Origin of the sequence: Curtobacterium sp. MCJR17_020 (genome assembly GCF_003234365.2) — a bacterium.
Lineage (GTDB): Bacteria > Actinomycetota > Actinomycetes > Actinomycetales > Microbacteriaceae > Curtobacterium.
On the sequence record NZ_CP126260.1, the window covers coordinates 1,904,592 to 1,928,178 of the forward strand.

At 71.1% G+C, this 23,587-nt stretch carries 22 protein-coding genes and 1 pseudogene; 17 read left to right on the forward strand and 6 right to left on the reverse strand.

The window, feature by feature from the left end; all coding sequences use genetic code 11:
• Window positions 1-45: 45 nt before the first annotated feature.
• Window positions 46-504, forward strand: coding sequence for a cation diffusion facilitator family transporter (locus tag DEJ14_RS09040; RefSeq protein WP_502868827.1), 459 nt, complete (start codon window positions 46-48; stop codon window positions 502-504).
• A gap of 90 nt (window positions 505-594) precedes the next feature.
• On the forward strand, window positions 595-1,137 hold the full coding sequence (locus DEJ14_RS09045; protein WP_111084141.1) for a DoxX family protein: 543 nt from the start codon (window positions 595-597) through the stop codon (window positions 1,135-1,137).
• Window positions 1,138-1,158: 21 nt separating this feature from the next.
• Here the strand turns inward: DEJ14_RS09045 and DEJ14_RS09050 are convergent, their stop codons facing one another.
• A complete protein-coding gene (locus DEJ14_RS09050; protein WP_111084140.1) occupies window positions 1,159-2,043 on the reverse strand; it encodes an aldo/keto reductase in 885 nt (294 codons plus the stop codon).
• Window positions 2,044-2,140: 97 nt separating this feature from the next.
• Here DEJ14_RS09050 and DEJ14_RS09055 point away from each other — a divergent pair, with 97 nt between their 5' ends.
• Complete coding sequence (locus DEJ14_RS09055) at window positions 2,141-3,559, forward strand: MFS transporter (protein ID WP_258373176.1); 1,419 nt, start codon at window positions 2,141-2,143, stop codon at window positions 3,557-3,559.
• 26 nt (window positions 3,560-3,585) lie between these two features.
• On the opposite strand, the gene DEJ14_RS09060 is transcribed toward DEJ14_RS09055, so the two are convergent.
• From DEJ14_RS09060 to DEJ14_RS09070, 3 genes are all read right to left on the reverse strand, one after another.
• On the reverse strand, window positions 3,586-5,166 hold the full coding sequence (locus DEJ14_RS09060; protein ID WP_111084191.1) for a Na+/H+ antiporter: 1,581 nt from the start codon (window positions 5,164-5,166) through the stop codon (window positions 3,586-3,588).
• A gap of 68 nt (window positions 5,167-5,234) precedes the next feature.
• Entirely contained in the window at window positions 5,235-6,356 is a 1,122-nt protein-coding gene (locus tag DEJ14_RS09065) for a DUF475 domain-containing protein (RefSeq protein WP_111084139.1), read from the reverse strand.
• 147 nt (window positions 6,357-6,503) lie between these two features.
• On the reverse strand, window positions 6,504-8,072 hold the full coding sequence (locus DEJ14_RS09070) for a helix-turn-helix domain-containing protein (protein WP_181437409.1): 1,569 nt from the start codon (window positions 8,070-8,072) through the stop codon (window positions 6,504-6,506).
• A gap of 198 nt (window positions 8,073-8,270) precedes the next feature.
• Here DEJ14_RS09070 and DEJ14_RS09075 point away from each other — a divergent pair, with 198 nt between their 5' ends.
• The 13 genes from DEJ14_RS09075 to csrA all read left to right on the forward strand — a co-directional run bounded on the left by DEJ14_RS09075 (window position 8,271) and on the right by csrA (window position 18,899).
• Window positions 8,271-8,552: a flagellar FlbD family protein gene (locus DEJ14_RS09075; protein WP_111084138.1), complete on the forward strand. Its 282-nt coding sequence runs from the start codon at window positions 8,271-8,273 to the stop codon at window positions 8,550-8,552.
• A gap of 1 nt (window position 8,553) precedes the next feature.
• Entirely contained in the window at window positions 8,554-9,378 is an 825-nt protein-coding gene (locus DEJ14_RS09080; RefSeq protein WP_111084137.1) for a motility protein A, read from the forward strand.
• A gap of 2 nt (window positions 9,379-9,380) precedes the next feature.
• Window positions 9,381-10,310 carry an OmpA/MotB family protein gene (locus tag DEJ14_RS09085; protein ID WP_111084136.1) on the forward strand — a complete coding sequence of 310 codons (930 nt, stop codon included), beginning with the start codon at window positions 9,381-9,383 and terminating at the stop codon, window positions 10,308-10,310.
• Between the two features lie 88 nt (window positions 10,311-10,398).
• Entirely contained in the window at window positions 10,399-11,277 is an 879-nt protein-coding gene (locus DEJ14_RS09090; RefSeq protein WP_111084135.1) for a flagellar motor switch protein FliM, read from the forward strand.
• A complete protein-coding gene (gene fliN, locus DEJ14_RS09095) occupies window positions 11,277-11,981 on the forward strand; it encodes a flagellar motor switch protein FliN (protein WP_111084134.1) in 705 nt (234 codons plus the stop codon). Before DEJ14_RS09090 ends, fliN begins: the two co-directional genes overlap by 1 nt.
• A 7-nt stretch (window positions 11,982-11,988) precedes the next feature.
• On the forward strand, window positions 11,989-12,588 hold the full coding sequence (locus DEJ14_RS09100; protein WP_111084133.1) for a FliO/MopB family protein: 600 nt from the start codon (window positions 11,989-11,991) through the stop codon (window positions 12,586-12,588).
• Window positions 12,585-13,403, forward strand: coding sequence for a flagellar type III secretion system pore protein FliP (gene fliP, locus DEJ14_RS09105; RefSeq protein ID WP_111084132.1), 819 nt, complete (start codon window positions 12,585-12,587; stop codon window positions 13,401-13,403). Before DEJ14_RS09100 ends, fliP begins: the two co-directional genes overlap by 4 nt.
• A 9-nt stretch (window positions 13,404-13,412) precedes the next feature.
• Window positions 13,413-13,688, forward strand: a complete 276-nt coding sequence (gene fliQ, locus DEJ14_RS09110) for a flagellar biosynthesis protein FliQ (protein ID WP_111084131.1) — start codon at window positions 13,413-13,415, stop codon at window positions 13,686-13,688.
• Window positions 13,688-14,446 carry a flagellar biosynthetic protein FliR gene (locus DEJ14_RS09115; protein WP_111084130.1) on the forward strand — a complete coding sequence of 253 codons (759 nt, stop codon included), beginning with the start codon at window positions 13,688-13,690 and terminating at the stop codon, window positions 14,444-14,446. Before fliQ ends, DEJ14_RS09115 begins: the two co-directional genes overlap by 1 nt.
• Before the next feature lie 6 nt (window positions 14,447-14,452).
• On the forward strand, window positions 14,453-15,646 hold the full coding sequence (locus DEJ14_RS09120) for an EscU/YscU/HrcU family type III secretion system export apparatus switch protein (RefSeq protein ID WP_111084129.1): 1,194 nt from the start codon (window positions 14,453-14,455) through the stop codon (window positions 15,644-15,646).
• Window positions 15,643-17,697, forward strand: a complete 2,055-nt coding sequence (locus DEJ14_RS09125; RefSeq protein ID WP_111084128.1) for a flagellar biosynthesis protein FlhA — start codon at window positions 15,643-15,645, stop codon at window positions 17,695-17,697. Before DEJ14_RS09120 ends, DEJ14_RS09125 begins: the two co-directional genes overlap by 4 nt.
• Complete coding sequence (locus tag DEJ14_RS09130) at window positions 17,672-18,625, forward strand: hypothetical protein (protein WP_111084127.1); 954 nt, start codon at window positions 17,672-17,674, stop codon at window positions 18,623-18,625. Before DEJ14_RS09125 ends, DEJ14_RS09130 begins: the two co-directional genes overlap by 26 nt.
• Before the next feature lie 4 nt (window positions 18,626-18,629).
• The gene (csrA, locus tag DEJ14_RS09135) at window positions 18,630-18,899 is read left to right on the forward strand and encodes a carbon storage regulator CsrA (protein ID WP_111084126.1); all 270 of its coding nucleotides are present in this window, start codon (window positions 18,630-18,632) and stop codon (window positions 18,897-18,899) included.
• A gap of 229 nt (window positions 18,900-19,128) precedes the next feature.
• Here the strand turns inward: csrA and DEJ14_RS09140 are convergent, their stop codons facing one another.
• Window positions 19,129-21,264 carry an acyl-CoA dehydrogenase family protein gene (locus DEJ14_RS09140; protein WP_111084125.1) on the reverse strand — a complete coding sequence of 712 codons (2,136 nt, stop codon included), beginning with the start codon at window positions 21,262-21,264 and terminating at the stop codon, window positions 19,129-19,131.
• Between the two features lie 216 nt (window positions 21,265-21,480).
• Between DEJ14_RS09140 and DEJ14_RS09145 the strand changes: the two are divergent.
• Window positions 21,481-22,945: pseudogene (locus tag DEJ14_RS09145) on the forward strand (peptide MFS transporter).
• Window positions 22,946-23,126: 181 nt separating this feature from the next.
• On the opposite strand, the gene DEJ14_RS09150 reads toward DEJ14_RS09145, so the two are convergent.
• Window positions 23,127-23,426: a hypothetical protein gene (locus DEJ14_RS09150; protein ID WP_111084124.1), complete on the reverse strand. Its 300-nt coding sequence runs from the start codon at window positions 23,424-23,426 to the stop codon at window positions 23,127-23,129.
• Window positions 23,427-23,587: the final 161 nt, after the last annotated feature.

Sequence of the window (23,587 nt, forward strand, 5' to 3'; positions counted from 1 at the left end):
GGAGCGTGAACAGCCGCAGCGCTCCTCCTTGCAGATCCCGCGCTGGTGCAGTCTCCTCGGCCGCTCCGGGACCGGGCGCTCGTCGCCAACGGCGTGCACGCTCGGCTCGACGGCTTCACCTCACTGTCCGTGGTCCTCGGTGCGGTCGGTGTCATGCTCGGTTTCCCGCTCGCCGATCCGGTCATCGGCCTGCTCATCTCGATCTCGATCCTGGTGCTGCTCTGGGGCACGGTGCCGTCGATCGGCGCGCGGCTGATGGACGCCGTCGACCCGGCGCTCGTCGAACGTGCCGAGCACGCCCTCGAGCACACCGACGGCGTGCACGGGGTCCACGACCTCCGTCTCCGGTGGATCGGGCACCGGCTGACCGGATCGGCCACGGTCGAGGTGATGACGACGGATCTGCAGGACGCCACGCACGTCGCCGACCACGCCGCGGAGGGCGTCCGGCAGACGATCGGGAACCTCGACACGTTCAGCGTGACCCCGACCCGTCAGGCGTGATGCTGCGCGATCGATGACCAGCCCGAGGACACCGCAGCCGTGCCGGCGTACCGTCGCCCGGACCACCACCACGGACGATCGGGAGAACGCATGAGCTCGCACACCACCAGCACCGCATCGGTCACCGCCAAGACCCTGCTCCGCATCGCACTCGGCGCCGTCCTCGTCTCGCACGGCTCCCAGAAGCTCTTCGGTGCGTTCGGCGGCGGGGGCATCGAGGGCACCGCGCAGGGCATGCACGCCATGGGGTTCCGCCCCGCCAAACGGAACGCCGTGCTGGCCGGCATCGGCGAGGCCGGTTCCGGCGCCGCCCTGGCACTGGGGCTCGCCACCCCGATCGCCGGCGCAGGCGCCGCGACGACGATGGGTGTCGCGTCGAGCGTGCACACCCCGAACGGCTTCTTCAACGCGGACGGCGGCTTCGAGTTCCCGGCGTTCCTCGGCTTCTCGGCGGCGATGTTCGCGCTCAGTGGCCCCGGTCCGGTGTCGCTCGACCACGCCACCCGGCATGTGTTCGACCGCCCGTGGCTGCGGGCGGTCGCCCTCGCCGCGGTCCCCGTCGCGATCGCGGTCCAGGTCGCGCAGCGTCGGAAGGCGCTCGCGTCCGACGCTGCGGCGTCCGACGACGCGTAGACCATCGGACGCCACGCCCGGTCATGCCTCGGGGATCACCCGCTCGAACCGGCTCGTGTCCGCGCCGTCGGGGTCCGGCCCGTTGCGGCGCCCGGTGTCGAGGGCATCGAGCCGCGCGAGCTCGTCGTCGGTGAGTGCGAAGTCGAACACGTCGAAGTTCTCGGCGATGCGCCCGGGGTTCGTGGACTTCGGGATGGCGTTCCGGCCCTGCTGCACGTGCCAGCGGAGCATGACCTGCGCTGGTGTCCTGCCGTGCGCTTCGGCGATCGAGGTGATCGTGGGGTCGTCCATCACGCTCACACGTTCGTCACCCCACCCCGGGTAGAACGTGATCCCGCCGATGGGCGACCACGCCTGGTCGAGGACGCCGTGTTCCGCGTCGGCGCGCTGCACGTCGGGCTGCGTGAAGTACGGGTGCAGCTCGATCTGGTTGAGCGCCGGGATCACGTCCGCCTGCTCGAGCAGCGAGCGCAGGTGGTGCGGCATGAAGTTGCTCACGCCGATCGCCCGGACCCTGCCGTCGGCGTACAAGTTCTCGAGCGCCTTGTACGCCTGCACCGTCCGGTCGAAGCGGTCAGGAGCGGGCTGGTGCAGGATCAGCACGTCGACGGTGTCGAAGCCGAGCTTGCCGGTGGCCTTCTCGAACGCGTGCAGGGTCTCGTCGTACCCGTAGTCGGAGACCCAGATCTTCGTCTCGACCACGATCTCAGCGCGGTCCACCCCGGACGCGCGGATGCCCTCGCCGACCTCGCGCTCGTTGCCGTACGCGGCGGCGGTGTCGATGTGGCGGTACCCGGTCTCCAGTGCCGTGCGGACCGCGTCCACCGTCTCGTCGGGTGCGCTCTGGAACACGCCGAAACCGATGGCCGGCAACTCGAGTCCGTTGTTCAGGGTGATCGTCTCCATGCCCACGACGGTATGCCCGTCCGGCACCGGGCGGTACGGGTGAACCAGGGGTTGACAGCCCCTGTCAGCGCGGTCGGATCGGCGATTGCATCGTCCGGTGACCACCGACACCCTGCAGCCCGCGACCGGCACGAACCGGACCGTCGTCCACACGACCGCGATCCTCGTGATCATCCTGATCAGCTACTTCATGCTGATCCTCGACAACTCGATCGTCTTCACCGGGCTGCCGACCATCCAGCGCGAGATGCACTTCACCCAGACCCAGCTCACCTGGGTCCAGGACGCGTACACGCTCACCTTCGGCGGCGCCTTGCTGCTCGGGGCGCGCGCCGGGGACATCGTCGGCCGGCGCCGCATGTTCATCATCGGGCTGGTCGTCTTCACGGTCGCCTCCGGCCTCGTCGGGGCGTCGCCCACCGGCTGGTGGATGATCGCCGCACGCGCTGCGCAGGGCATCGGATCCGCGATCCTCGCTCCGACGTCGTTGTCGCTGATCACGAGCACGTTCACGGACCGTGACGAGCGTTCGCGAGCAGTCGCGCTGTACTCGGCGGTCGCGGGGATCGGCGCGAGCCTCGGCATGGTCGTCGGCGGGGTGACCGCCGACCTCGTCTCCTGGCGCGCCGGCTTCTTCCTGAACCTGCCCATCGGTGCCGTGATGATCGTGCTCGGGGTGCGGTACCTGGTCGAGACTCGTCGCGCTCCCGGCCGGTTCGACGTCGTCGGCGCCCTCACCGCGACCATCGGCGTGGGCGCGCTGATCTTCGGGGTCATCGAGTCCTCGACACGGGGGTGGGCGTCGCCGGTCACCCTGACGGCGGTCATCGTCGGGCTGGTGCTGCTCGCGCTCCTCGTGGTGAACGAGTGGCGTGCGGAGCAGCCGATCATGCCGCTGCGGCTCTTCCGCAGCCCGATCCGGTCGAGCGCCTACGCGATCCGCTTCCTGTACCTCGGCGCGATGATGGGCTTCTTCTTCTTCACGACGCAGTTCCTGCAGGAGGTGTTCGGGTGGACGCCACTGCAGGCCGGGCTCGGCTTCCTGCCGATGAGCGTCGTGAACTTCGCGGTCGCCGTCTCGGTGCCCCGGTTGCTCCGTCGCGTCCCGGCGGCCTGGGTGCTCGTGGCAGGTGCGGTCCTCACCGCGATCGGGATGTGGTGGCTCGCCCAGGTGCACGTCGACTCCTCCTTCACCACCGGTGTCGCGCTGCCGATGGTCCTGATCGGTGGCGGGCAAGGTCTGGTGTTCGCACCGCTGACGAGCTTCGGCATCCACGGCGCCACGGCGTCGGATGCGGGCGCCGCCTCCGGCTTGGTCAACACCGCGCACCAACTCGGCAGCTCGCTCGGGCTGGCCGTCCTCGTCGCCGTCGCCACGACCGCTACCGCCGGGTCGGACGCGGCGGCGGTGGTCGCCCGCACGGACACGGCGCTCACGATCGCGACCGTTTTCCTCGTGGCCAGCGCCGTCATCGCGGTCGTCGTGCTCCCGCGGGCGGACGTCCGGGAGCGCTGATCGAGCGCGCCGTCGGGCGGCGGAGGTCAGGCGGGGGTGATGCCGTCGAGTCGCGCCTCTTCCGCGTCGTAGCCGGCGCGGACCTGGCGGAGCACCAGGTCGTCGATCTCGTCCGAGTCACGGAGCCGCAGCAGGGTCGCGGCCTTGTGCTGCACCAGGGCGAGTTCGAGCGCGACGGCGGTGTCGTGCCGCTGCACCGCCGGGTGGTCGTCGTCGTCCTCTTCGCGTGCCTGGATGACGTCCAGGTGCGCCTCGTAGTCCTTGCGCACCCGGTCGACGGTGGCCTGGTCGGCGCCGGTCGACCGCGCCAACCGCGGCAGGGCGTCGAGGGCTTCCTCGATCGCGGTCCGCTCGGCGTAGCGACGTTCCTCACCGACCGACTCGTCCTCGGGCAGCGCGGCCCGCCGCAGGACCGCCGGCAACACGAGGGCTTGCCCGACGATGGTGACGACGACCACGCCGGCCGTCACGAAGACGATGAGGTCGCGGTCCGGGAAGTCCGCTCCGGACTCGAGCACGCGGGGGACGGCGACGGCCATCGCCAGCGAGACCGCGCCGCGGAACCCGGCGAAGCCGCTCACGAGCCGGTCGCGGTGGCCCTCGCGGGGTGCACCGCCGGTCCGACGGGTGACGAGCCAGACGGTGCCGCCCGCGGCGTTGAGGAACGCGAACCGGACCACGACGAGCACGACCGCCACGGCCAGGACGACGCCGACGGCGCGGAGCAACTCGGACGGAGTCAGCGCCCGGGCCGCGACCATCGCCTCGATGCCGACCAGGACGAACAGTGCGCCGTTGAGCAGGAACGTCAGGAACGACCAGAACGCCCGGACCTGCTGCCGGGTCTCGGCCCGGTCGAGCTTCGGTCCGACCTGGCTGACGACGATGCCGGCCGCCACCACCGCGAGCACGCCGGAGGCGCCGATCGCCTCGGCCGCCAGGAACGCCCCGAACGGCACGAGGAGCGTGACGAGGTTCTCGAGCACCACGGTGTCGACCCGGCGCAGCACGAGCGTGCCGACCCACGCGGCGGCGAGCCCCGCGGCGACCCCACCGAGGTACGACAGGACGAGCATCCCCGACACGCCCCAGAACGTGAGTTCCTGCGTGCCGACCGTGACGGCGACGGCGATGCCGTAGATGACGAGGGTCGTACCGTCGTTCACCAGGCTCTCGGCACGGAGGACCGTGACGTTCCGGCGGGGCAGCATCTTCGTGAGCACGCCGACCGCGGTGGCGTCGGTCGGGGCCACGGCGGCGCCGAGCACCCACGCCGGACCCCAGGGCAGGCCGAGCAGGTGGAGCAGCACGGCGACGGCGCCGGCCGTGACCACCACGAGCAGGGTGCCCATCAGGACGATCCCGCGCAGGTTCTTCCGGATCTCGCGCAACGACGTCGTCAGGCTCTCCCAGTACAGGAGCGCCGGCAGGAACAGCAGCAGGACCGCGTCGGCCGGCAATTCGACGTCCGCGAACTGCGGCACGAACGCCAGGGCTGCCCCGAAGACGAGCAGCAGCACCGGAGGGGCCACCCGGATCCGGTCCGCGATCCCCGCCGTCAGCGCGATGGCGAGGCCGAGGACGACCACCAGTTCAGGACCCAGCACGTGCACTCCGATCGTCGTCCGACCCGCAAGTCAACGCCGATCACCGGTGGATCCTTCCAGACGCGCGATCAGACGGCGTGCGGACGCCGCGACACCCGACGCCACCACGCACGCCACGGCAACGAGCTCGCGAGCGCCGAACCGATCACCACGCTGCCGAACCAGGCGACGACCACCCCGGGGATCGGCACGAGCAGGCTCGCCCACAGCAGCACCGCGAGCACGCCGAGCACGTACGCCGCCCCGGCCTTCAGGTACCGCAGCCGCTTCAGTCCCGCGGCCTCGTCCAACCGCGAGGTCAACCGCGCCAGGAACACGGCACCGACGCCGATCGCCGCCACCGCGACCGCCGCCTGTTCGAGCGCGCCGAGGCCGTCGGCGCCGAGGGTTCCGGAGCCCGACAGGCTGTACACGCCGTCCAGGATCTCGAACAGCATGAACACCACGAGCCCCCGCTCGAAGACCACCGTCGACGCGTAGGCGTGGATCCGCCAGGCACCCCGCCCGACCCCGATCGACGCGGTGTCCGAGCCGACCCCGTCGAGCGCCCACGCGGCGACGCGCTTCGACCCGAGGTACGCGGCGATGCCCGCCGCACCGCCGAGCACGACCGGCAGCAGGGCACCCGGCGACCACGCACGGTCGACGCCGACGAGGACGGCCGTGACGGCGACCCCCGTCGCAGCGGTGACCAGCGACCAGACGCGAGGACGCGCGACAGAGGCGAGCCGGGCCTCCAGGCGGCCCAGCCAGGACCTGCGCGGCGCACGGTCCGTGTTGAACAGGTACTCGGCGAACACGAGCCAGATGAAGGCGGCGCCGAAGGCGGCGAGGGCGGGGCGCACCTCGGCGAGGTGCGCCGAGAACGAGCCGGGGGCGAAGACGGCCTCCTGCACGGAGCTCGCGGGGTCGGTCGCGTCGCCGACCGCGACCGCCGCCGGCGGCAGGAGCAGCCGCATCGCGAGGACGCCCGCGACGATCCCGAGCGACAGGAACAGCCGTCGGGCAGGGGAGTGCAGCCGTCCGGCGATGCCGGCCATCGGCACCGACGAGTCGGCGGCCATCGCGATCTCCAGGAGCGCGAGTGCGACGAACGCCAGGGCGGCGGCGGGGCCGAGGACGAACCATGCCGCCGCGGCGGCCGCGACGGTGATGAGCAGGGGGACGGTCAAGAGCGATCTCGTGGCCATCACCCCATCCAGCACCGGTCGCCTGGGTGGGCGGTGGAGCGCTCCTGCGCATCAGCCTGGAGGCGCGGGTCGATCCGCGCAGAACGGGTGACGGCCCGTCCCCACTTGCGGGGACGGGCCGTCAGGTCACGTGGGTGGGTGGTCGGCTCAGTCGTGGAACGTCTCGATGGACGCGCCGAGGGAGTTGAGGCGCTCCTGGAGCTGCTCGTAGCCGCGGGCGATGATGCCCACGTTGCGCAGGACGCTCTCACCCTTCGCCGCGAGCATCGCCAGCAGGATGACCACCGCGGGTCGGAGTGCTGGCGGGCAGCTGATCTCGGCACCGGAGAAGTGCGTCGGTCCGGTGACGTCGAGGCGGTGCGGGTCGCGCAGGGTGACGCTCGCGCCGAGGCGGGTCAGGTCGAGCAGGTGGATCGCCCGGCCCTCGTACACCCAGTCGTGCACGAGCGTGGTTCCCTCGGCCATCGCGGCGATGACCACGAAGAACGGCAGGTTGTCGATGTTCAACCCGGGGAACGGCATGGCGTGGATCTTGTCGATCGGGGCGTGCAGCTCGGACGGGTGCACGGTGATGTCGACGAGGCGGGTACGACCGTTCGCGGCGGGGTACTCGTCGGTGACGTCGAACCGCAGGCCCATCTCGGCCAGGGTCGCGAGCTCGATCTCGAGGAACTCGATCGGTGCACGCGTGACGGTGAGCGTGGAGTCGGTGACGATGCCGGCGGTCAGCAGGCTCATCGCCTCGACCGGGTCCTCGCTCGGCCAGTAGTCCACGACCTCGTCGATGCGGCTCTTGCCGGTGATGCGGAGCGTCGTGGTGCCGATGCCCTCGATCTGCACCCCGAGCAGCTCGAGGAAGAAGCAGAGGTCCTGCACCATGTAGTTGGGGCTGGCGTTGCGGATGACGGTCTCGCCGTCGCGGGCGGCCGCGGCGAGGATCGCGTTCTCGGTGACCGTGTCGCCGCGCTCGGTGAGGACGACGGACTTCGTGGGGACGTCCTGGTTCGCGACGCCGACCTCGTACCATCCGGAGGTCGCCTCGACGTCGACGCCGAAGGGGCGCAGCGCGATGAGGTGCGGCTCGACCGTGCGGGTGCCGAGGTCGCAGCCACCGGCGTACGGCAGCCGGAAGGACTCGTACCGGCCGCTGAGCGGGCCGAGGAACATCAGGACGCTGCGGGTGCGGCGGGCGGCGTCGGCGTCGATCGCGTCGAGGTGCAGGTCGGACGGTGCGACGATCTCGAGGGTCTCGCCGTCCTCGGACCACGTGACGCTCGCGCCGAGGCTGCGGAGCACGTCGATGATCCGGTCGACCTCGACGATCCGGGCGACCTTGTGCAGGCGGGTGACGCCGCGGTTGAGCAGCGAGGCACAGAGCAGCGCGACGGCGGCGTTCTTGCTCGAGTTGACGGCGATGGACCCGCTGAGCTTCCGGCCGCCCTGCACGCGCAGGTGGGCACGCTGCGGGGCGCCGCCGATCGAGACGATCCGCTGGTCGAGGGCGTCGCTGATGCGGGTGAGCATCTCGAGGGACAGGTTCTGCCCGCCCTGTTCGATGCGGTTGATCGCGCTCTGGCTGGTGCCGACGCGTTCGGCCAGCTGCGCCTGGGTCATGCTGCGGCCCTTGCGGGCGCCCCGGATGAGGGCACCGACCTCGCGGAGCGGGGCGGCGGATGCCGGGGTGGCCGGCGAGACGACGGTGGTGGTGTCGGACATGGCGCCAACGTAACACGCTCATGAGATAAAACCGGGGTGGTGATGCACCAGATTCCCAGCCATCGGGGCACAACAACTCGTATCTGAGATGAACTAACGGACAGGTGTGGTCCGCCGATAGACCTCCGTGCAGGCCCACGGACGGGCGGCATCCCGCCCCACGGACGGCGGCGGGACGATCGAGAACCAGGACGGGCCATGATCGTCGTCACACGACTCAACGGCAGCGCATTCGCTGTGAACCCCGACCTCGTGGAGCGCATCCACGAGACGCCGGACACGACACTCATCATGGTCGACGGGGCGAAGTACATCGTCCGCGAGTCCATGGCCGACGTCATCGACCTGATCGCCGCGTACCGCGCTCGCATCGTCGGCATGGCCTACGGCACCGACCTGCCGAACACGCGGAACGCCACCGGCCCCCAGCCGACGCTCACCGCGGTCGCACCCCTCCGCACGCAGGACGGGGGTCGCTGACGTGGACATCGCGACGATCATCGGGATCCTGCTCGCCTTCGGCGCCCTGTTCGGCATGGTCGAGATGGAGCACGTCGAACTCGCCGGGCTGTTCCTGCCCGCGCCGATGCTGCTCGTGTTCGGTGCCACCATCGGTTGCGGGATCGCGAGCACCACGCTGAAGGACGCCATCGCGAGCTTCAAGGCCGTCCCGAAGGCGTTCACGGGCAAGGTCACGCCGCCGCAGTCGGTCATCGACGACGTCGTGGGCCTGGCGGAGACGGCTCGGTCGAACGGTCTGCTCGCCCTCGAGCAGGAGGCCGACAAGCACGACGACCCGTTCATGAAGAAGGCGCTGCAGAACATCGCGGACGGCACCGACGGCGACGAGCTGCGGATCCTGCTCGAGGACGAGATCGAGTCGAACGCGGCCCCCACGCGCAGTGCCAGTGCGTTCTTCATGGGGCTCGGCGGCTTCGCCCCGACGGTCGGCATCATCGGTACCGTCGTCTCCCTGACCCACGTGCTCGCGAACCTCGGCAAGCCCGACGAGCTCGGCCCCCTCATCGCGAGCGCGTTCGTCGCGACCCTGTGGGGCCTGCTCACCGCGAACTTCATGTGGCTGCCGATCGGCGGCAAGCTCCGGAAGCTCGCACAGCTCGAGTCGGACCGCCAGACGCTCCTGATGGAGGGCCTGCTCGCGGTCCAGGCCGGCAGCCAGCCCCGCCTGCTCGGTGAACGCCTGAAGGCGATGGTGCCGCCGGCCGCACGCGCCGAGACCACGAAGCGCAAAGCCGGCAAGAACGACCAGGACGCCGACGCCGACGACCAGCAGCTGGCGGCCTGACGATGAGCGCCAACCCCCGGGGCCGTGGCCGTGGTCGTGCGAAGAAGGGCCACGACGAGGCCGAGCACCCCGACGAGCGCTGGATGGCGTCCTACATGGACATGATCACGGTGCTGATGTGCATGTTCCTGGTGCTGTTCGCCATGTCGACGGTCGACCAGGAGAAGTACATCGCCCTGAAGAACTCGCTCGCGACCGGCTTCGGCGAGGTGAAGTCGCAGAAGGTCGACACCGCCAGCGGCACGGTGGTGACGAAGGACCAGGTGGAGGACGGTTCCGGGTACTCGACCGACAAGTCGCAGGCCGACCACTCGACGGCGTCGTCCGGCACGAAGGACACCAACGTCGACCCCGCGTCGACCGTCGTGCCCGTGACCGCGACGAAGCAGGACCTCGCCGACGCCCAGAAGGAGCTGGACGACCTCACCGCGATCGAGCAGGCGATCAAGCAGAACCTCGCGAAGGCCGGCCAGACCGCGAACGTGCAGTTCACCGTCGACGCCCGTGGCCTGATCGTCCGGCTCGTCGGTAGTGAGACCTACTTCGGCACGAACAGCGCGGACCTGTCCGACCAGGCGAAGTCGATCATGGACGCGATCGCCCCGGTCCTGAAGACGAGCCACCACGACGTCAGCGTCGAGGGGCACGCCGACCAGCGGAACTCGACGGCGCCGTACGCCACCAACTGGGAGCTCAGCGCGGCACGGGCGACGGGGGTGCTGCGCGACCTGGTCGAGCGCGGCGGGATGCCGGGCGACCACGTGCAGAGCGTCGGCTTCGGGTCGAGCCGACCGCTCGCGAAGGGCGGGACGGACCAGGACCTCGCCCTGAACCGACGGGTCGACATCGTGGTGCTGTCGAACGCCGACCAGGACGTCAGCGCGCTGATGCCGGCACTGGCGAAGGCGCAGGACGGAGCACGCCAGGGCTGACGCACGACCGACGGGGCTGGAGACCCCGCATCCCCAGTACGGGGTACAGCACTGACGGGTGCCGTACAGGCGACCGATAGACGCACCCGTGACCGAGACCCTGCCAGCGCCCGAGGTGTACGACTTCGCGCGCCCGTCGACGCTCGCCCGCGAGCACGCCCGGGTCCTCGAGCTCGCGTTCGAGACCTTCGCGCGGCAGTGGGGCACGCAGCTCACCGCGAAGGTGCGTGCCGTCAGCCAGGTCACCTGCGAGCAGGTGCAGATGGTGACGTACGACGAGTACGCCGCCTCGCTGCCCGCGCTCACCGGCATGGTGCTGCTGCCGATCGCGGACGTCGTCCCGAAGGGCGTCCTGCAGGTCCCGCTCGACGCCGCGCTGACCTGGGTCTCGCACGCCCTCGGCGCCTCGAAGCCGCTGCCGACCCCGGAGCGCACCTTCACGCCCATCGAGCAGGCCCTCGTGCGCAAGATCGTCGAGGACGCCCTCGACGACCTCCGCTACTCGTTCGGCGGGTTGCTCGCGCACGACGTCACGGCTGGTGGCTTCCAGTTCAACTCGCAGTTCGCCCAGGCCGCCCAGAAGGGCGACCTGATGATCGTCGCGGCGTTCTCGATCCGCGTCGGCGACCGCGTCGCCCCCGGCACGCTCGCCCTGCCGGCCGAGGCCGTGCTGCCGCAGCTCGGCGAGGCCGCCGCCCACGTGTCGCCCGCCGACGCCCAGGCCCTGCTCGACGCGCAGCTCGCGGGCGTCCCCGTCGGCGTCAGCCTGCGCTTCGCCCCGGCGACGGTCCTGCCCACGCAGGTGCTCCGGCTCGCCGTCGGCGACGTCCTGCGGCTGCCGCACCCGCAGCACCGCCCCCTCACCATCGCGGTCGACGGTGAACCCGTCGGCACCGCCGCGGTCGGCGCGAACGGCTCGCGCCTCGCCGGCATCGTCGTCACCACCACGAGCACGGAGCAGCACTGATGACCGAAACGACCACCCTCCAGACCACCGCGGCCGAGTCGCTCGCGGCGCAGCTCCCGACGGCGGTCCCGCTGGGTGCGCTGCTGCTGCCGGGAGGCGCGACCCCGGTCGTGCTCGAAGCGGCGACCGACGCCGTGGTCGCGTCGTTCGTCGGCGGCCTGTCGGCCGATCTGGCCCTCGTGCTCACCGACCTCGAGGCCGTCATCGCTGCCGGCGGTACCGACAACGGGATCGTGGCCGTCACCGACGTGCTGCGTCCGTCGCTCGAGGCCGCCGCGTCCGTGCTCGGCGTCGGGGTCCTCGGCGAGGCGAGCCGCGAGTCGGCAGCGGCGCTGCTGGCCGACCCCGACACGGTGGTGTTCGAGCTGACCGCCGGTGGTGTCCCGAGCGGCTGGTTCGGCATCCGGGTGCGCGAGCACGGCACGGTCTCGGCTGCCGCGCCCGTCGGGGTGCCCGCCGGCAACCTCGGCCGCATCAACAACGTCGAGATGACCCTGACCGTGGAGATCGGCCGCACCCGCATGTCGGTCCGCGACGTGCTCGGCATGGAGCCCGGCGCGGTCGTCGAACTCGACCGCAGCGCCGGCGCGCCCGCCGACGTCCTGCTGAACGGCCGCCTGATCGCGCACGGCGAGGTCGTCGTCGTCGACCAGGACTACGCCGTCCGGATCACCCGCATCCTCGACGTCGCCGAATCCCTCTGAGCCCCGCGTGGACACCCTCCTCATCACGCTCCGCGTCGCGCTGTCGCTCGGCGTCGTGCTCGCCCTCATGTGGGTGCTGCACCGTGCCAGCAAGAAGCGCTTCGCCGGCAAGACCTCCGGACGCCGTGCGGCGACCGTCGAGGTCGTCGGTCGCCAGGGCCTCGGCGGCAAGGCGAGCGTCGTGGTGGTCGACGTCGAGGGGGAGCGTCTGGTGCTCGGGGTCTCCGAGCAGGGCGTCAACCTGTTGAGGAGCGGGCAGGCGCCCGCTCCAGAACTCACCATCGTGACCGGACCCGTGCAGCTGCCCGTGCATCCCGCCCCGTCGGCCGACGCGTTCGGTCAGGAACTGGCGCTGCAGACGGACGCCACCACGTCCCTCCAGGCACGGCCGGAGCGCCGCGGGCGCGTCGATCCGGAACCGGCTGGTGGGGCCCACCTCCCGTCCGACCGAACGGAAGCGACGGCGCAGCCCCTCCCGATGCGCCCCCGCAACCGCCGTCCGCAGCGCACTACCGTGCCGACCGCGCAGCAGCTGCAGGGCTCGATCCTGTCGGTCGACACCTGGCGGCAGGCGGCCGCCGCACTGCGGAACCGGCGGGTCGGGTGACCGCCGTCCGCTCGGCGCGTGTCCTGGCCCTCGTCCTGCTCGGGCTGGCGGTCGTCGCCGGCTTCCTCATGCTCACCGCGACCGGTGCCCACGCCGCCGGCGTCGTCGAACCGACCGCCCCCGCGACGCCGACCGCTCCCGCGAACGGCGACTTCAGCGTCAGCGTGAACGGCCCGGACGGCACCCCGTCGTCAGCCGTCGTGACGCTCATCGGCATCACGCTGCTCAGCGTCGCCCCGGCGCTCATGCTCATGATGACGTCGTTCACGAAGATCTTCGTCGTCCTCGCGATGACCCGGAACGCCCTGGGCCTGCAGTCGATCCCGCCGAACCAGGTGATCGCGGGCTTGGCGCTGTTCCTGTCGCTGTTCGTGATGGCACCGGTGCTCGGGCACATCAACGACGACGCCCTGCAGCCCTACCTCGCCGGCCACCTCGACTTCGACCAGGCCGTCGAGATCGGCACCAAGCCGCTCAGGACCTTCATGCTGCACCAGACCCGCGACGAGGACGTCGCCCTGATCACCCGCGCGGCGGGGCTCGACAACCCGAAGTCGATGGCCGACGTGCCGATGACGACCGTCATCCCGGCGTTCATCATCTCGGAGCTCCGCAGCGCGTTCATCATCGGGTTCGTCATCTTCATCCCGTTCCTGGTGATCGACCTCGTCGTCTCGGCGGCACTCATGTCGATGGGCATGATGATGCTCCCGCCGGTCATGATCTCGCTGCCCTTCAAGATCCTGCTCTTCGTCCTGGTCGACGGCTGGGGCCTCATCATCACGTCGCTCATCGAGAGTTACCACGTTGTCTAGGGGGCAGGCATGAACCAGCAGGCCGTCATCGACCTGGTCCTCCAGGCGCTCCTGGTCGCGGGCAAGCTCGCCGCTCCGGTGCTCGTCACGTCGCTCGTCGTCGGGTTCGCGATCTCGCTGTTCCAGTCCGTGACCCAGATCCAGGAAGTCACGCTCTCGTTCGTGCCGAAGGCCGTCGCGGTCGCGATCGCCCTGGTCGTCTGCGGCAACTGGATGATCTCCGAGATGGTGGCGTTCACGCACGTCGCCTTCGACATGATCCCGAAGCTCCTCGGGAGCGGCTGATGGAGCTCGCGGTCAACGCCGACCGTCTGGAGGCGACCATGCTCGCCGGCGTCCGGCTCGTGGCGTTCTTCGTGATCGCGCCGCCGTTCTCGTACCGGGCGTTCCCCGGCACCGTGAAGGTGATCCTCGGGCTCGGCCTGGCGATCGGCGTCGCCCCCCGCGTCGCCGTCGGCTACGAGTCGCTCGACACCGGGCCCTTCCTGCTCGCGCTGCTCACCCAGCTCGTCGTCGGGTTGTCGCTCGGCTTCCTGGTGTTCCTGGTGTTCGCCGCGGTGCAGTCGGCCGGTGCGCTCATCGACCTGTTCGGCGGGTTCACGCTCGCGCAGGCGTTCGACCCGCAGTCGCAGGTCAACGGCGCCCAGTTCACCCGGCTGTTCCAGATGGCGGCGCTCGCGCTCCTGTTCACCTCGGGCGGGTACCAGCTCATCGTCGGTGGGCTCGTGCGGTCGTTCGACGCCGTGCCGCTCACCGGCAGCTTCGCGGTCGACGGTCTGGCCCACCTGCTCGTGGCAGCGATGTCGCAGATGTTCCTGGCGACGCTGCAGATCGCCGGGCCGCTGGTGGTCGTGCTGTTCCTGGCCGATGTCGGCCTCGGCCTGCTCACCCGCGTCGCGCCGGCCCTCAACGCGTTCCAGATGGGGTTCCCGATCAAGATCGGGCTGACGGTCCTGTTCGCCGGAGCGCTCTTCATGGCCCTGCCCTCGGTGGTGTCGTCACTGACCGGCGACGCCGTCCAGGCGATCACGGGACGGGGGTGAGGCACCGTGTCCGATAGTGGTGAGAAGTCCGAGAAGGCCACCCAGAAGCGCATGCAGGAGGTCCACCGGAAGGGCCAGCTCGGCCGGTCCCAAGACCTCGGTGCGTGGATCGGCATCGCCGTCGTCGCACTCATGGTGCCGTCGATGATCGGCAACGCGGCAGCCGCGGGCACAGCACAGCTCGTCGCCGTGCAGTCCGTCATCGCGAACCCGACCATCGGCACCATGAACCACGTGTTCGGCGATGCGATGGCGAGCGTCGGCGCGACCCTCGGCCCGATGCTCGCGGTGGTGCTCGTCGCCGTCACCGCGGCCGCCGTCGCGCAGGGCGGGGTGCACGTCCGGAAACTCGCGCCCGAGGCCTCGCACTTCGACCCCATCGCGGGCCTGAGGCGCGTGTTCGGCGTCCAGGCGCTGTGGAACGGGGCGAAGGCCCTGCTGAAGACCACCGTCGTCGGGCTCGTGCTCTGGTTCGCCGTGCAGGGCCTGATGCCCGTGCTCATGACCAGCGGCTCGCTGCCGTTGTCCGCCGTGCTCGAGGCAGCAGCGGACGGCGCGGGCACCCTGCTCCGCGCCGCGATCGCCGCCGGGCTGGTCCTCGCCGCGATCGACGTGCTCGTGGTCATCCGCCGCAACCGCAAGCGCACCATGATGACCAAGCGCGAGGTCAAGGACGAGCAGAAGAAGAGCGACGGTGACCCGCTCGTGAAGGGCCAGCGCCGCTCCCGCCAGCTCGCGATGAGCCGCAACCGGATGATCCAGGCGGTCGGCACCGCGGACGTCGTCATGACGAACCCGACCCACTACGCCGTCGCGCTCAAGTACGAGCCGGGCAAGGCCGCACCGCGGGTGGTCGCGAAGGGCGCCGGGCCCGTCGCCGACGTCATCCGTGCCCGGGCGGAGGAGGACCGTGTGCCGATCGTGCGCGACGTCCCGCTCACCCGCGCGCTGCACGCCGCGTGCGAGCTCGGGCACGAGATCCCCGTCGACCTGTACACGCCGGTCGCCCGAGTGTTGTCGTTCGTGATGGCCCTGAAGGCCCGCGGCGCAGCGGCCGGCACCCACGCACCGCCGAGGCCGACCACGCCCGACGAGGTCGCGAGCGTCATCGACCCGGCCACGTTGACCGGTGACCTCCGCCCCCGCAAGCTCCGCGCACCGCGCATCGCCGAGACCCCGACCGAAGGACTCCCCGCATGAACCGCAAGGACCTGCCGAAGCTCGTCGTCCCGGTGTTCATCGTCGGCATCATCCTGCTGCTGATCCTGCCGGTGCCGTCGTTCCTGCTCGACTTCCTGATCATCATCAACATCCTGCTGGCGCTGGTGATCCTGCTCACGACGCTCTTCGTGAAGAAGCCGCTCGACTTCTCGGTGTTCCCGTCGCTGCTGCTCGTCGCGACGCTGTTCCGCCTCGGCCTGAACGTCGCGTCGACCCGGCTCGTGCTCGGCGAGGGCTTCGCCGGCGACGTCATCCAGGCGTTCGGCCACGTCGCCGTGTCCGGGTCGATCATCATCGGCGCGGTGATCTTCCTGATCCTCATCGTCATCCAGTTCGTCGTCGTGACGAAGGGTGCCGAGCGCGTCGCCGAGGTCGGGGCACGGTTCACCCTCGACGCCATGCCCGGCAAGCAGATGGCGATCGACGCCGACCTGAACGCGGGGCTCATCACCGACCAGCAGGCGAAGGACCGCCGCGCCGCGGTCTCCGCCGAGGCCGACTTCTACGGCGCGATGGACGGCGCCTCGAAGTTCGTCAAGGGCGACGCGATCGCCGGCATCCTGATCATCATCATCAACCTGGTCGGCGGCATCGCGATCGGCATGCTGCAGAACGGGCTCTCCGCCACCGACGCCCTGTCGAAGTACGGCATCCTGACGATCGGCGACGGCCTCGTCACGCAGATCCCGGCGCTGCTCATGGCGGTCTCCACCGGCATGATCGTCACGCGCTCCGGCGCGGAGTCCGAGATGGGTGCCTCGGCCGCCACACAGCTGTCGCAGTCGCGCAACGCCCTGATGATCGCCGGCGTCGCCGCCGTCGCGATGGGGTTCATCCCCGGCATGCCGATCCTGCCCTTCCTGCTCGTCGGTGCGACCCTGCTGTTCACCGCGTGGCGCATCGGCCGGAACGCCGCGAACGCCGAGTCGGCCGCCGCCGAGCAGCAGGCCCTCGAAGCCGCCGCGCCCTCCGGCGACACCCCCGAGGACCTCATCGAGCAGATGCGCGTGCACGCCCTCGAGATCCTGCTCGCGCCCGACCTGGTCGACATGGTGTCCGGCGCCTCCGACGACCTGCTCGGCCGGGTCCGTGCCCTCCGTCGCAAGATCGCCGTCGACATGGGCATCGTCGTGCCGCCGGTCCGCACCCGCGACAGCATCGACCTCCCGCCGTCGACCTACGCCATCCGGATCGCCGGCGTCGAGGCGGGCCGCGGCACCGCCCCGGCCCGCAGCGTCCTGGCCCTCGGTGACCACCTGGACGGCCTGCCGGGCACCTCGACGGTCGAGCCGGTGTTCGGCCTGACCGGCAAGTGGGTGCCCGCCGAACTCCGGCACGCCGCCGAGATGACCGGCGCCACCGTGATCGACCGGGTGTCCGTGCTCGTCACGCACCTGCAGGCCGTCATCGGCGACAACGCCGCCCGCCTGCTCACCCGCGAGGACGTCAAGGTCCTGACCAAGGGCGTCAAGCAGGTCAACCCCGCCGCGGTCGAGGAACTCGTGCCGGGCATGCTCTCGATGGCCGAACTGCAGCGCGTGCTGCAGGGCCTGCTCGCCGAGCGGGTGCCGATCAACGACCTCGGCCGGATCTGCGAGGCGCTGACCCTGCGCGCCAAGGCCTCCACCGACCCCGAGGGGCTCGTCGAGGCCGCCCGCGCCGCGCTCGGTCCCGCTCTCGCCGCCCGCTACACCGACCAGGGCACGCTCCGGGTCATCATGATCGACCCGCTGCTCGAGCAGTCGATGCTCGAGGGCCTGCGACCCTCCGAGCAGGGCAGCCAGATCGTCCTCGACGCCCACCGCATCGAGCAGGTCCTGGGCTCCGTCCGCGATGCCGTGCGCAGCATCGAGGACCAGGGCCTGTCCGCCGTCCTCGTCTGCGCCCCGCAGCTCCGCCCGGCCGTGCACCGCATGGTCGCCGCCCAGTCGAACGGGCTCCCGGTGCTGTCGTACCAGGAGGCCACCGCCGCGGGCTCCACCATCGAGACCGTGGGAGTGGTCCGTGCCGCCGACCCGATTGCAGCGTAACGGCGCAACGCTCGACGAGGTCCGCGACGCCGTCCGGACCGAGTTCGGCGCGAGTGCACGGATCGTCGCCGCCGAGCGGGTCACCACGCCGGGCATCGGCGGGCTGTTCCGCAAGGCGCACGTCGAGGCCACCGTCGAGGTGCCCGAACCGGGGGAGACCCCGACCGCACGCGTGGTCATCGCCGACTCGCCCGTCCAGCGGATCGGGATCGCGGCGCTGCTCGCCGACGCCGAGGAGGCCGAGGCCCGCATCGCGGGTGGTGACGGCACCGCGACCACGCGCGCCGACGCGTTCGCGTCGGTGCTCGACGGCTTCGTGGCGGACGGGATCACGGGGAGCGCCCCGCGCCCGACGCGCGCCCTGCCGGAGCCGGACGGGCCTGCGGACGTCGTCCCGCGCCTCCAGGCCGTCAGCGACACCCTGCCAGGAGGCCCGGCCACCGTCCCCGACGCCGCGCCCGCCGTGCGCGTGGCCCGGCCCACGGCCCCTGCCGCGCGATCTGCTATCCCGGCGGTGCGGTCTGCTGTTCCGGCAGTGCGGTCGGCCGACGGTGACCTGGTCCTGCTGGTCGGCCGGGCGAACGACGTCGACGCCGCGGCCGGGCTGTTCGCCGTCCGGCACGCGCTGCGGCCGACGGACGCCGCCGACCGGCGGTCCGCGATCCTCGCCCGCGCCGACGGCGTGCGCGACGGCCACGCGGTGCTCGCCGTCGCCGCGTGGGACGACCGCGCGACCGGCGAACGGATCGAGGCCGACCAGGTCTGGGTCGTCGTCGACGTCGGACGGAAGCCCGAGGACTCCGCGGCCATGGTGTCCGCGGTGGCCGGACGGCTGCCGGTGGCCGGTGTCGTCGCGATCGGCGCGGGCGAGACCGCCACGCCGGAGTCCGTCGACCTGCTGGGGGTCCCCGTCCTGTCGCTAGGCTGAGCGGGTGCTGGTACTCACGCGGAAGGTCGGCGAGCGGATCCTCGTCGGTGACGACATCGTCATCACGGTCCTCGACGCCCGGGGCGACGGCGTCCGGATCGGCATCGACGCACCACGCGGGGTGAAGATCCAGCGTGAAGAGGTCGTGCGGGCGGTCGCCGAGGCGAACGCCGAGGCCGCTGCGGCTGCCGGCGCGACCGGTGCCTCCGGCGACGACGCCGAGGCACGGCTGCGTGCCGCGCTCGGCGACCGCGGCGGGGCCGACCGGGCGTAGTCCGGCCCGTCGCACGGTCGTTGTCGAGCGTTCGTTGTCGAGCGCGCCCCGCTAGCGTCGTCGCGCCCCGAAGAGTCGGGGCGCGACGACGCTGGCGGGGCGCGGACGGGACGGGACGGGACGGGGCGACGTTCTTCGTGCGTCGCGCCGTGGACGCGGGCTCGGCGGGGCGCGGCCGGCGGGGACGACCCGACCCGTGCCTCCAGGCCGGACCGTCCGCACCGGGCAGCTACGCGCGGGGCTTCTTCTCCTGTTCGGGGAGTCGTCCGGCTGCCGCCTCGGCGGCGAACCACGCACGGGCCTCGTCCTGGCGCGCCTGCTCCTCGCCGAGCGCGATCGGCGCCCGCACGTGGCCGGGCTCGTAGCCGAAGGTCTCGATGAGCTGCGGGACCACCGGACGGAGCCGCGCCACGAGCCGGTCGATCGACGCCGACACCGCACGGGCACGCTGCGCGCTCAGGCGGCCGTGCACCAGGTACCAGTCGAGGTGCTGCTCGAGCAGTCCGAGCGCGAACAGGTCGCGCAGCCACACGAGCACCCGGCGGGTGTCGCCCTCGGGGACCGCGTCGAGCCCCTCGGTGAAGGCGTCCCACTGCATGAGCTCCGCGTGGGCGCGTGCAGCCTCGATCAGCTCGTGCTGCGACCGGTTCAGGAGCACGGCCTGGCGGGCGCGGTCCTTGCCGGCGGTGTTCAGCCGGAGTCCGATCTCGGTGACCATGGTGTCCACGCGGCCGGCGAGCAGCGCGCGCTGCGTGGCGGGGTCGTGCAGGTCCGTGACGCTCGCGGCGAGCGAGCCGCGGTCGGCGACGGTCTGGCCCAGGCGGCGGAGGCCCGAGGCGTCCGCGAGCTTCGCGCCCACCTGCGAGGCGACGAACTTCGCGGTCGATGCGGCGTCGCGCGGCGCCCGCTTGCGGAAGTCCGTGAGCAAACGCTTGCCGACGAGCTGCAGCAGGACGGTGTTGTCGCCCTCGAACGTCACGTAGACGTCGAGGTCGGCGCGCAGGCTCGTCAGGCGGTTCTCGGCGAGGAAGCCCGCGCCGCCGCAGGCCTCGCGGCACTCCTGCAGGGTGTCGAGCGCGGACCACGTCGACAGTGACTTGAACGCGGCGGCCTGGGTCTCCAGGTCTTCGCGGCGCTGCGGGGTGTCGGCTCGCCCGCTGAACACGTCGTCGAAGGTGCGGAGCAGCTGCTCGTGCGCGAACGACTGCGCGAACACCGTCGCCAGACGGGGGATGAGTCGGCGCTGGTGCCGGCCGTAGTCCAGCAGGACGCCCTCGACGCCGCCCACCGTCGGGAACTGCCGGCGCTGCATCGCGTACGTCAGCGCGATCTGCAGCCCGATCTTCTGGGCGACGACCGCGGCGCCGTCGAGCGACACGCGGCCCTGCACCAGGGTGCCGAGCATCGTGAAGAAGCGGTGTCCGGGCGAGTCGATCGGCGAGCTGTAGGTGCCGTCCTCGGCGACGGCGCCGTAGCGGTTCAGCAGGTTCGTGCGGGGGACCCGGACGTGGTCGAAGTGCAGTCGGCCGTTGTCGATGCCGTTCAGGCCGCCCTTGACGCCGTCGTCCTCGCCGCCGACGCCCGGCAGGAACGCGCCGTCGTCGTCACGGAGCGGCACGTAGAACGCGTGCACGCCGTGGTCGACGCCCTGGGTGACGAGCTTGGCGAAGACGACGGCCGCCTTGCCGTGCAGGGCCGCGTTGCCGATGTAGTCCTTCCACGCCCCGCGGAACGGCGTGTGCACGACGAACTCCTGCGTGGCGGGGTCGTAGGTCGCTGACGTCGCGATGTTCTGCACGTCCGAACCGTGGCCGGTCTCGGTCATGGCGAAGCAGCCGGGCACGTCGAACCCGATGATGCCGGGCAGGAACTCCTCGTGGTTCCGCGCGGTGCCGAGGTGGTGCACCGCGGAGCCGAACAGGCCCCACTGCACGCCGGCCTTGATCTGCAGCGACGGGTCGGCGGTGGTGATCTCCTCGAACGCCGCCAGGTTGCCGCCGTGGTTGTCCTGACCGCCGAGCTCCGGCGGGTACGGGCGCTGGATGGCTCCGGCGTCGACCAGGATCTGCAGCTGCTCGAACGCGCGGGCCCGGTGCTCGATGGTGCCGAGACCCTCGGTCTTGTGCAGTGCGGGGTCGAGGACGAGGCGGCGGGAGATCCGGCGGTCCTCGGCCCAGCGGCCGAGCAGGAGGGTCTCGACCATGTCGACGTCGATGCGGATGTCGGTGGGCTTGCTCGCGTTCGCGCTCGTGTGCCTGCTCGCGTTCGTGCCCGGGTTCTCGCTGGCGCTCTTGCTCGCCTTCTCGCCGGCCTCGTGCTTCGCCGTGGGCGTGCCGGTGTGCTGCGCGGATGCGGTGTCGACCATGGTCGGAGTCCTCCTGAACTGCGGTGTCCGGTGTTGCGCTCCCCACGCTAGACACCGCCGCCGGGAGCCGGGCGAACGCGGTGTGGCTCGGACAACCGGCGATCGGTGCGTGGGGGTCGCGGCCGTGGGAACCCTCCAAGTGGACGTGCCGACGAATTCGTTGAGCACCCATCGACGATTGGGCGTGCCACCGGCCCGCGGGGCAAACTGGCCGACATGTCAGGCTCCACCACGGGACACGATCCCAAGCCCCAACGCACCTTCTTCGGACAGCCGTTCGAGCTGTCGACGCCCTTCGCGGTGGAGCTCTGGGAGCGGTTCTCGTTCTACGGCATGCAGGGCATCGTCCTGATCTACATGTACTACACGGTCACGCAGGGCGGCCTGGGGATCGACAAGGGCATCGCGAGCGGGATCATGGGCGCGTACGGCGGCGCCGTGTACTTGTTCACGATCATCGGCGCGTGGATCGCCGACCGGCTGCTCGGTGCCGACCGCACACTGTTCGGCAGCGCGATCGTCGTCATGCTCGGTCACATCGCCCTGGCGGTCATCCCCCGGGGTGGCTGGCGTGGGCGTCGGGCTCGTGCTCATCGCGCTCGGGTCCGGCGGACTCAAGGCGACCGCCACGACGATCGTCGGTGGGCTCTACCGCCGCGACGACCCCCGCCGCGACGCCGGGTTCTCGCTGTACTACCTCGGCGTCAACCTCGGTGCGTTCTTCGGGCCGCTCCTGACCGGCCTGCTGCAGAGCTCGCTCGGCTTCCACTACGGCTTCGGGCTCGCCGCCGTCGGCATGGCAGCCGGCCTGGTCCAGTACGCGATCCGTCGGAAGAACCTGCCCGACACGGTCCGCCACGTCACGAACCCGGTCGACCGCCGACGCCTGCCGCTGATCGGGGTCGGGGTCGTCGTCGCCCTGGTCGTGATCGCGGTCGCCGTCCTGACCGGGCTGCTGAACGTCGGCAACCTGCCCACCGTGGTCGTCGCGATCGTGATCCTCGCCACGATCGGGTACTTCGTCGTCATCCTGACCAGCGGAATCACGGCGCAGGAGCGGTCGCGGGTGTTCGCGTTCATCCCGCTCTTCATCGGCAGCGCCGTGTTCTGGTCGCTCTACCAGCAGCAGTTCACCGTCGTCACGGTCTACTCCGACGAGCGACTGGACCGCTCGTTGTTCGGGTGGGAGATGCCGGTGTCGTGGGTGCAGTCGATCAACCCGGTCTTCATCATCGTGCTGTCCGGGGTCTTCGCGGCGCTCTGGACCAAGCTCGGCGACCGACAGCCGTCCACGCCGACGAAGTTCGGCCTGGGCACCGGCATCATGGGCGTCGCGTTCCTGCTGTTCCTGCCCTTCGTCGGCTCGGGCCAGAACGGCACGCCGCTGCTCGCCCTGGTCGGCATCCTGCTCGTCTTCACGCTGGCCGAACTGCTGCTGTCACCCGTCGGGCAGTCCGTCGCCACGAAGCTCGCGCCGCCGAAGTTCCAGACGCAGATGGTCGCGCTGTTCTTCCTGTCGGTGTCGCTCGGCACCGCCGTCACCGGGGTGCTGTCGCAGTACTACGACCCGGCGAACGAGGCGCCGTACTTCGCCGTGCTCGGTCTCGTCGCCGTCGCGGTCGGCGTGGTCCTGCTCGTCCTGGCCAAGCCGGTCCTGAAGCTCATGCGCGGTATCCGCTGATCCGTCGCGGCATCCGCTAACCTGAGGGAAGCCACACGGCCGAAGCAACCAAGGAGTCACCCCATGCTCGAACTCATCGCCGGCATCATCATCGGCATCGGCGTCCTCGGTGGTGTGGGCTGCTGCATGGCGGTCGCCGCCATGATGAAGAGCGGCTCCGAAGAGTACTGAGCCCGCTGGGCTACTCGCCGCTGCCGGTCGTGATCGGCACCAACTGACGACTCAGGACGGTCGCGCGCTCGAAGGGGCCGCGACCGTCCTTCGTGTACACGGGCTCCTCGAACGCGACGGTCCACGACAGCGGCTCGCCGACGCCGGGGTAGCCGACGATCTGGTTGCCGCCGGGAGCCACGATGACGCCGATCGGCTCGTCGGCCCACCGGTCACCGCCCTCCGCGGAGTCGATGACCTGCACGAGCGCGCCGATGCCGAGACCGGGGGCGTCGTCGGGGCGGGGCTTGGGGGAGCGGCGTCCGAACACGCCATCACCGTAGCGGCGATTGGTCATGGAACGTCTGTGCGGCATCTGTCGGCACGCTGATGGCGCGCCCGCCGGGTGCGCGCTGACTGGTCAGGGCACCCCGTCCGCACCCCGTCGGGTGGTCAGGAAGTGTCGGCGGCGGCGCCGCCAGGCGACGCATC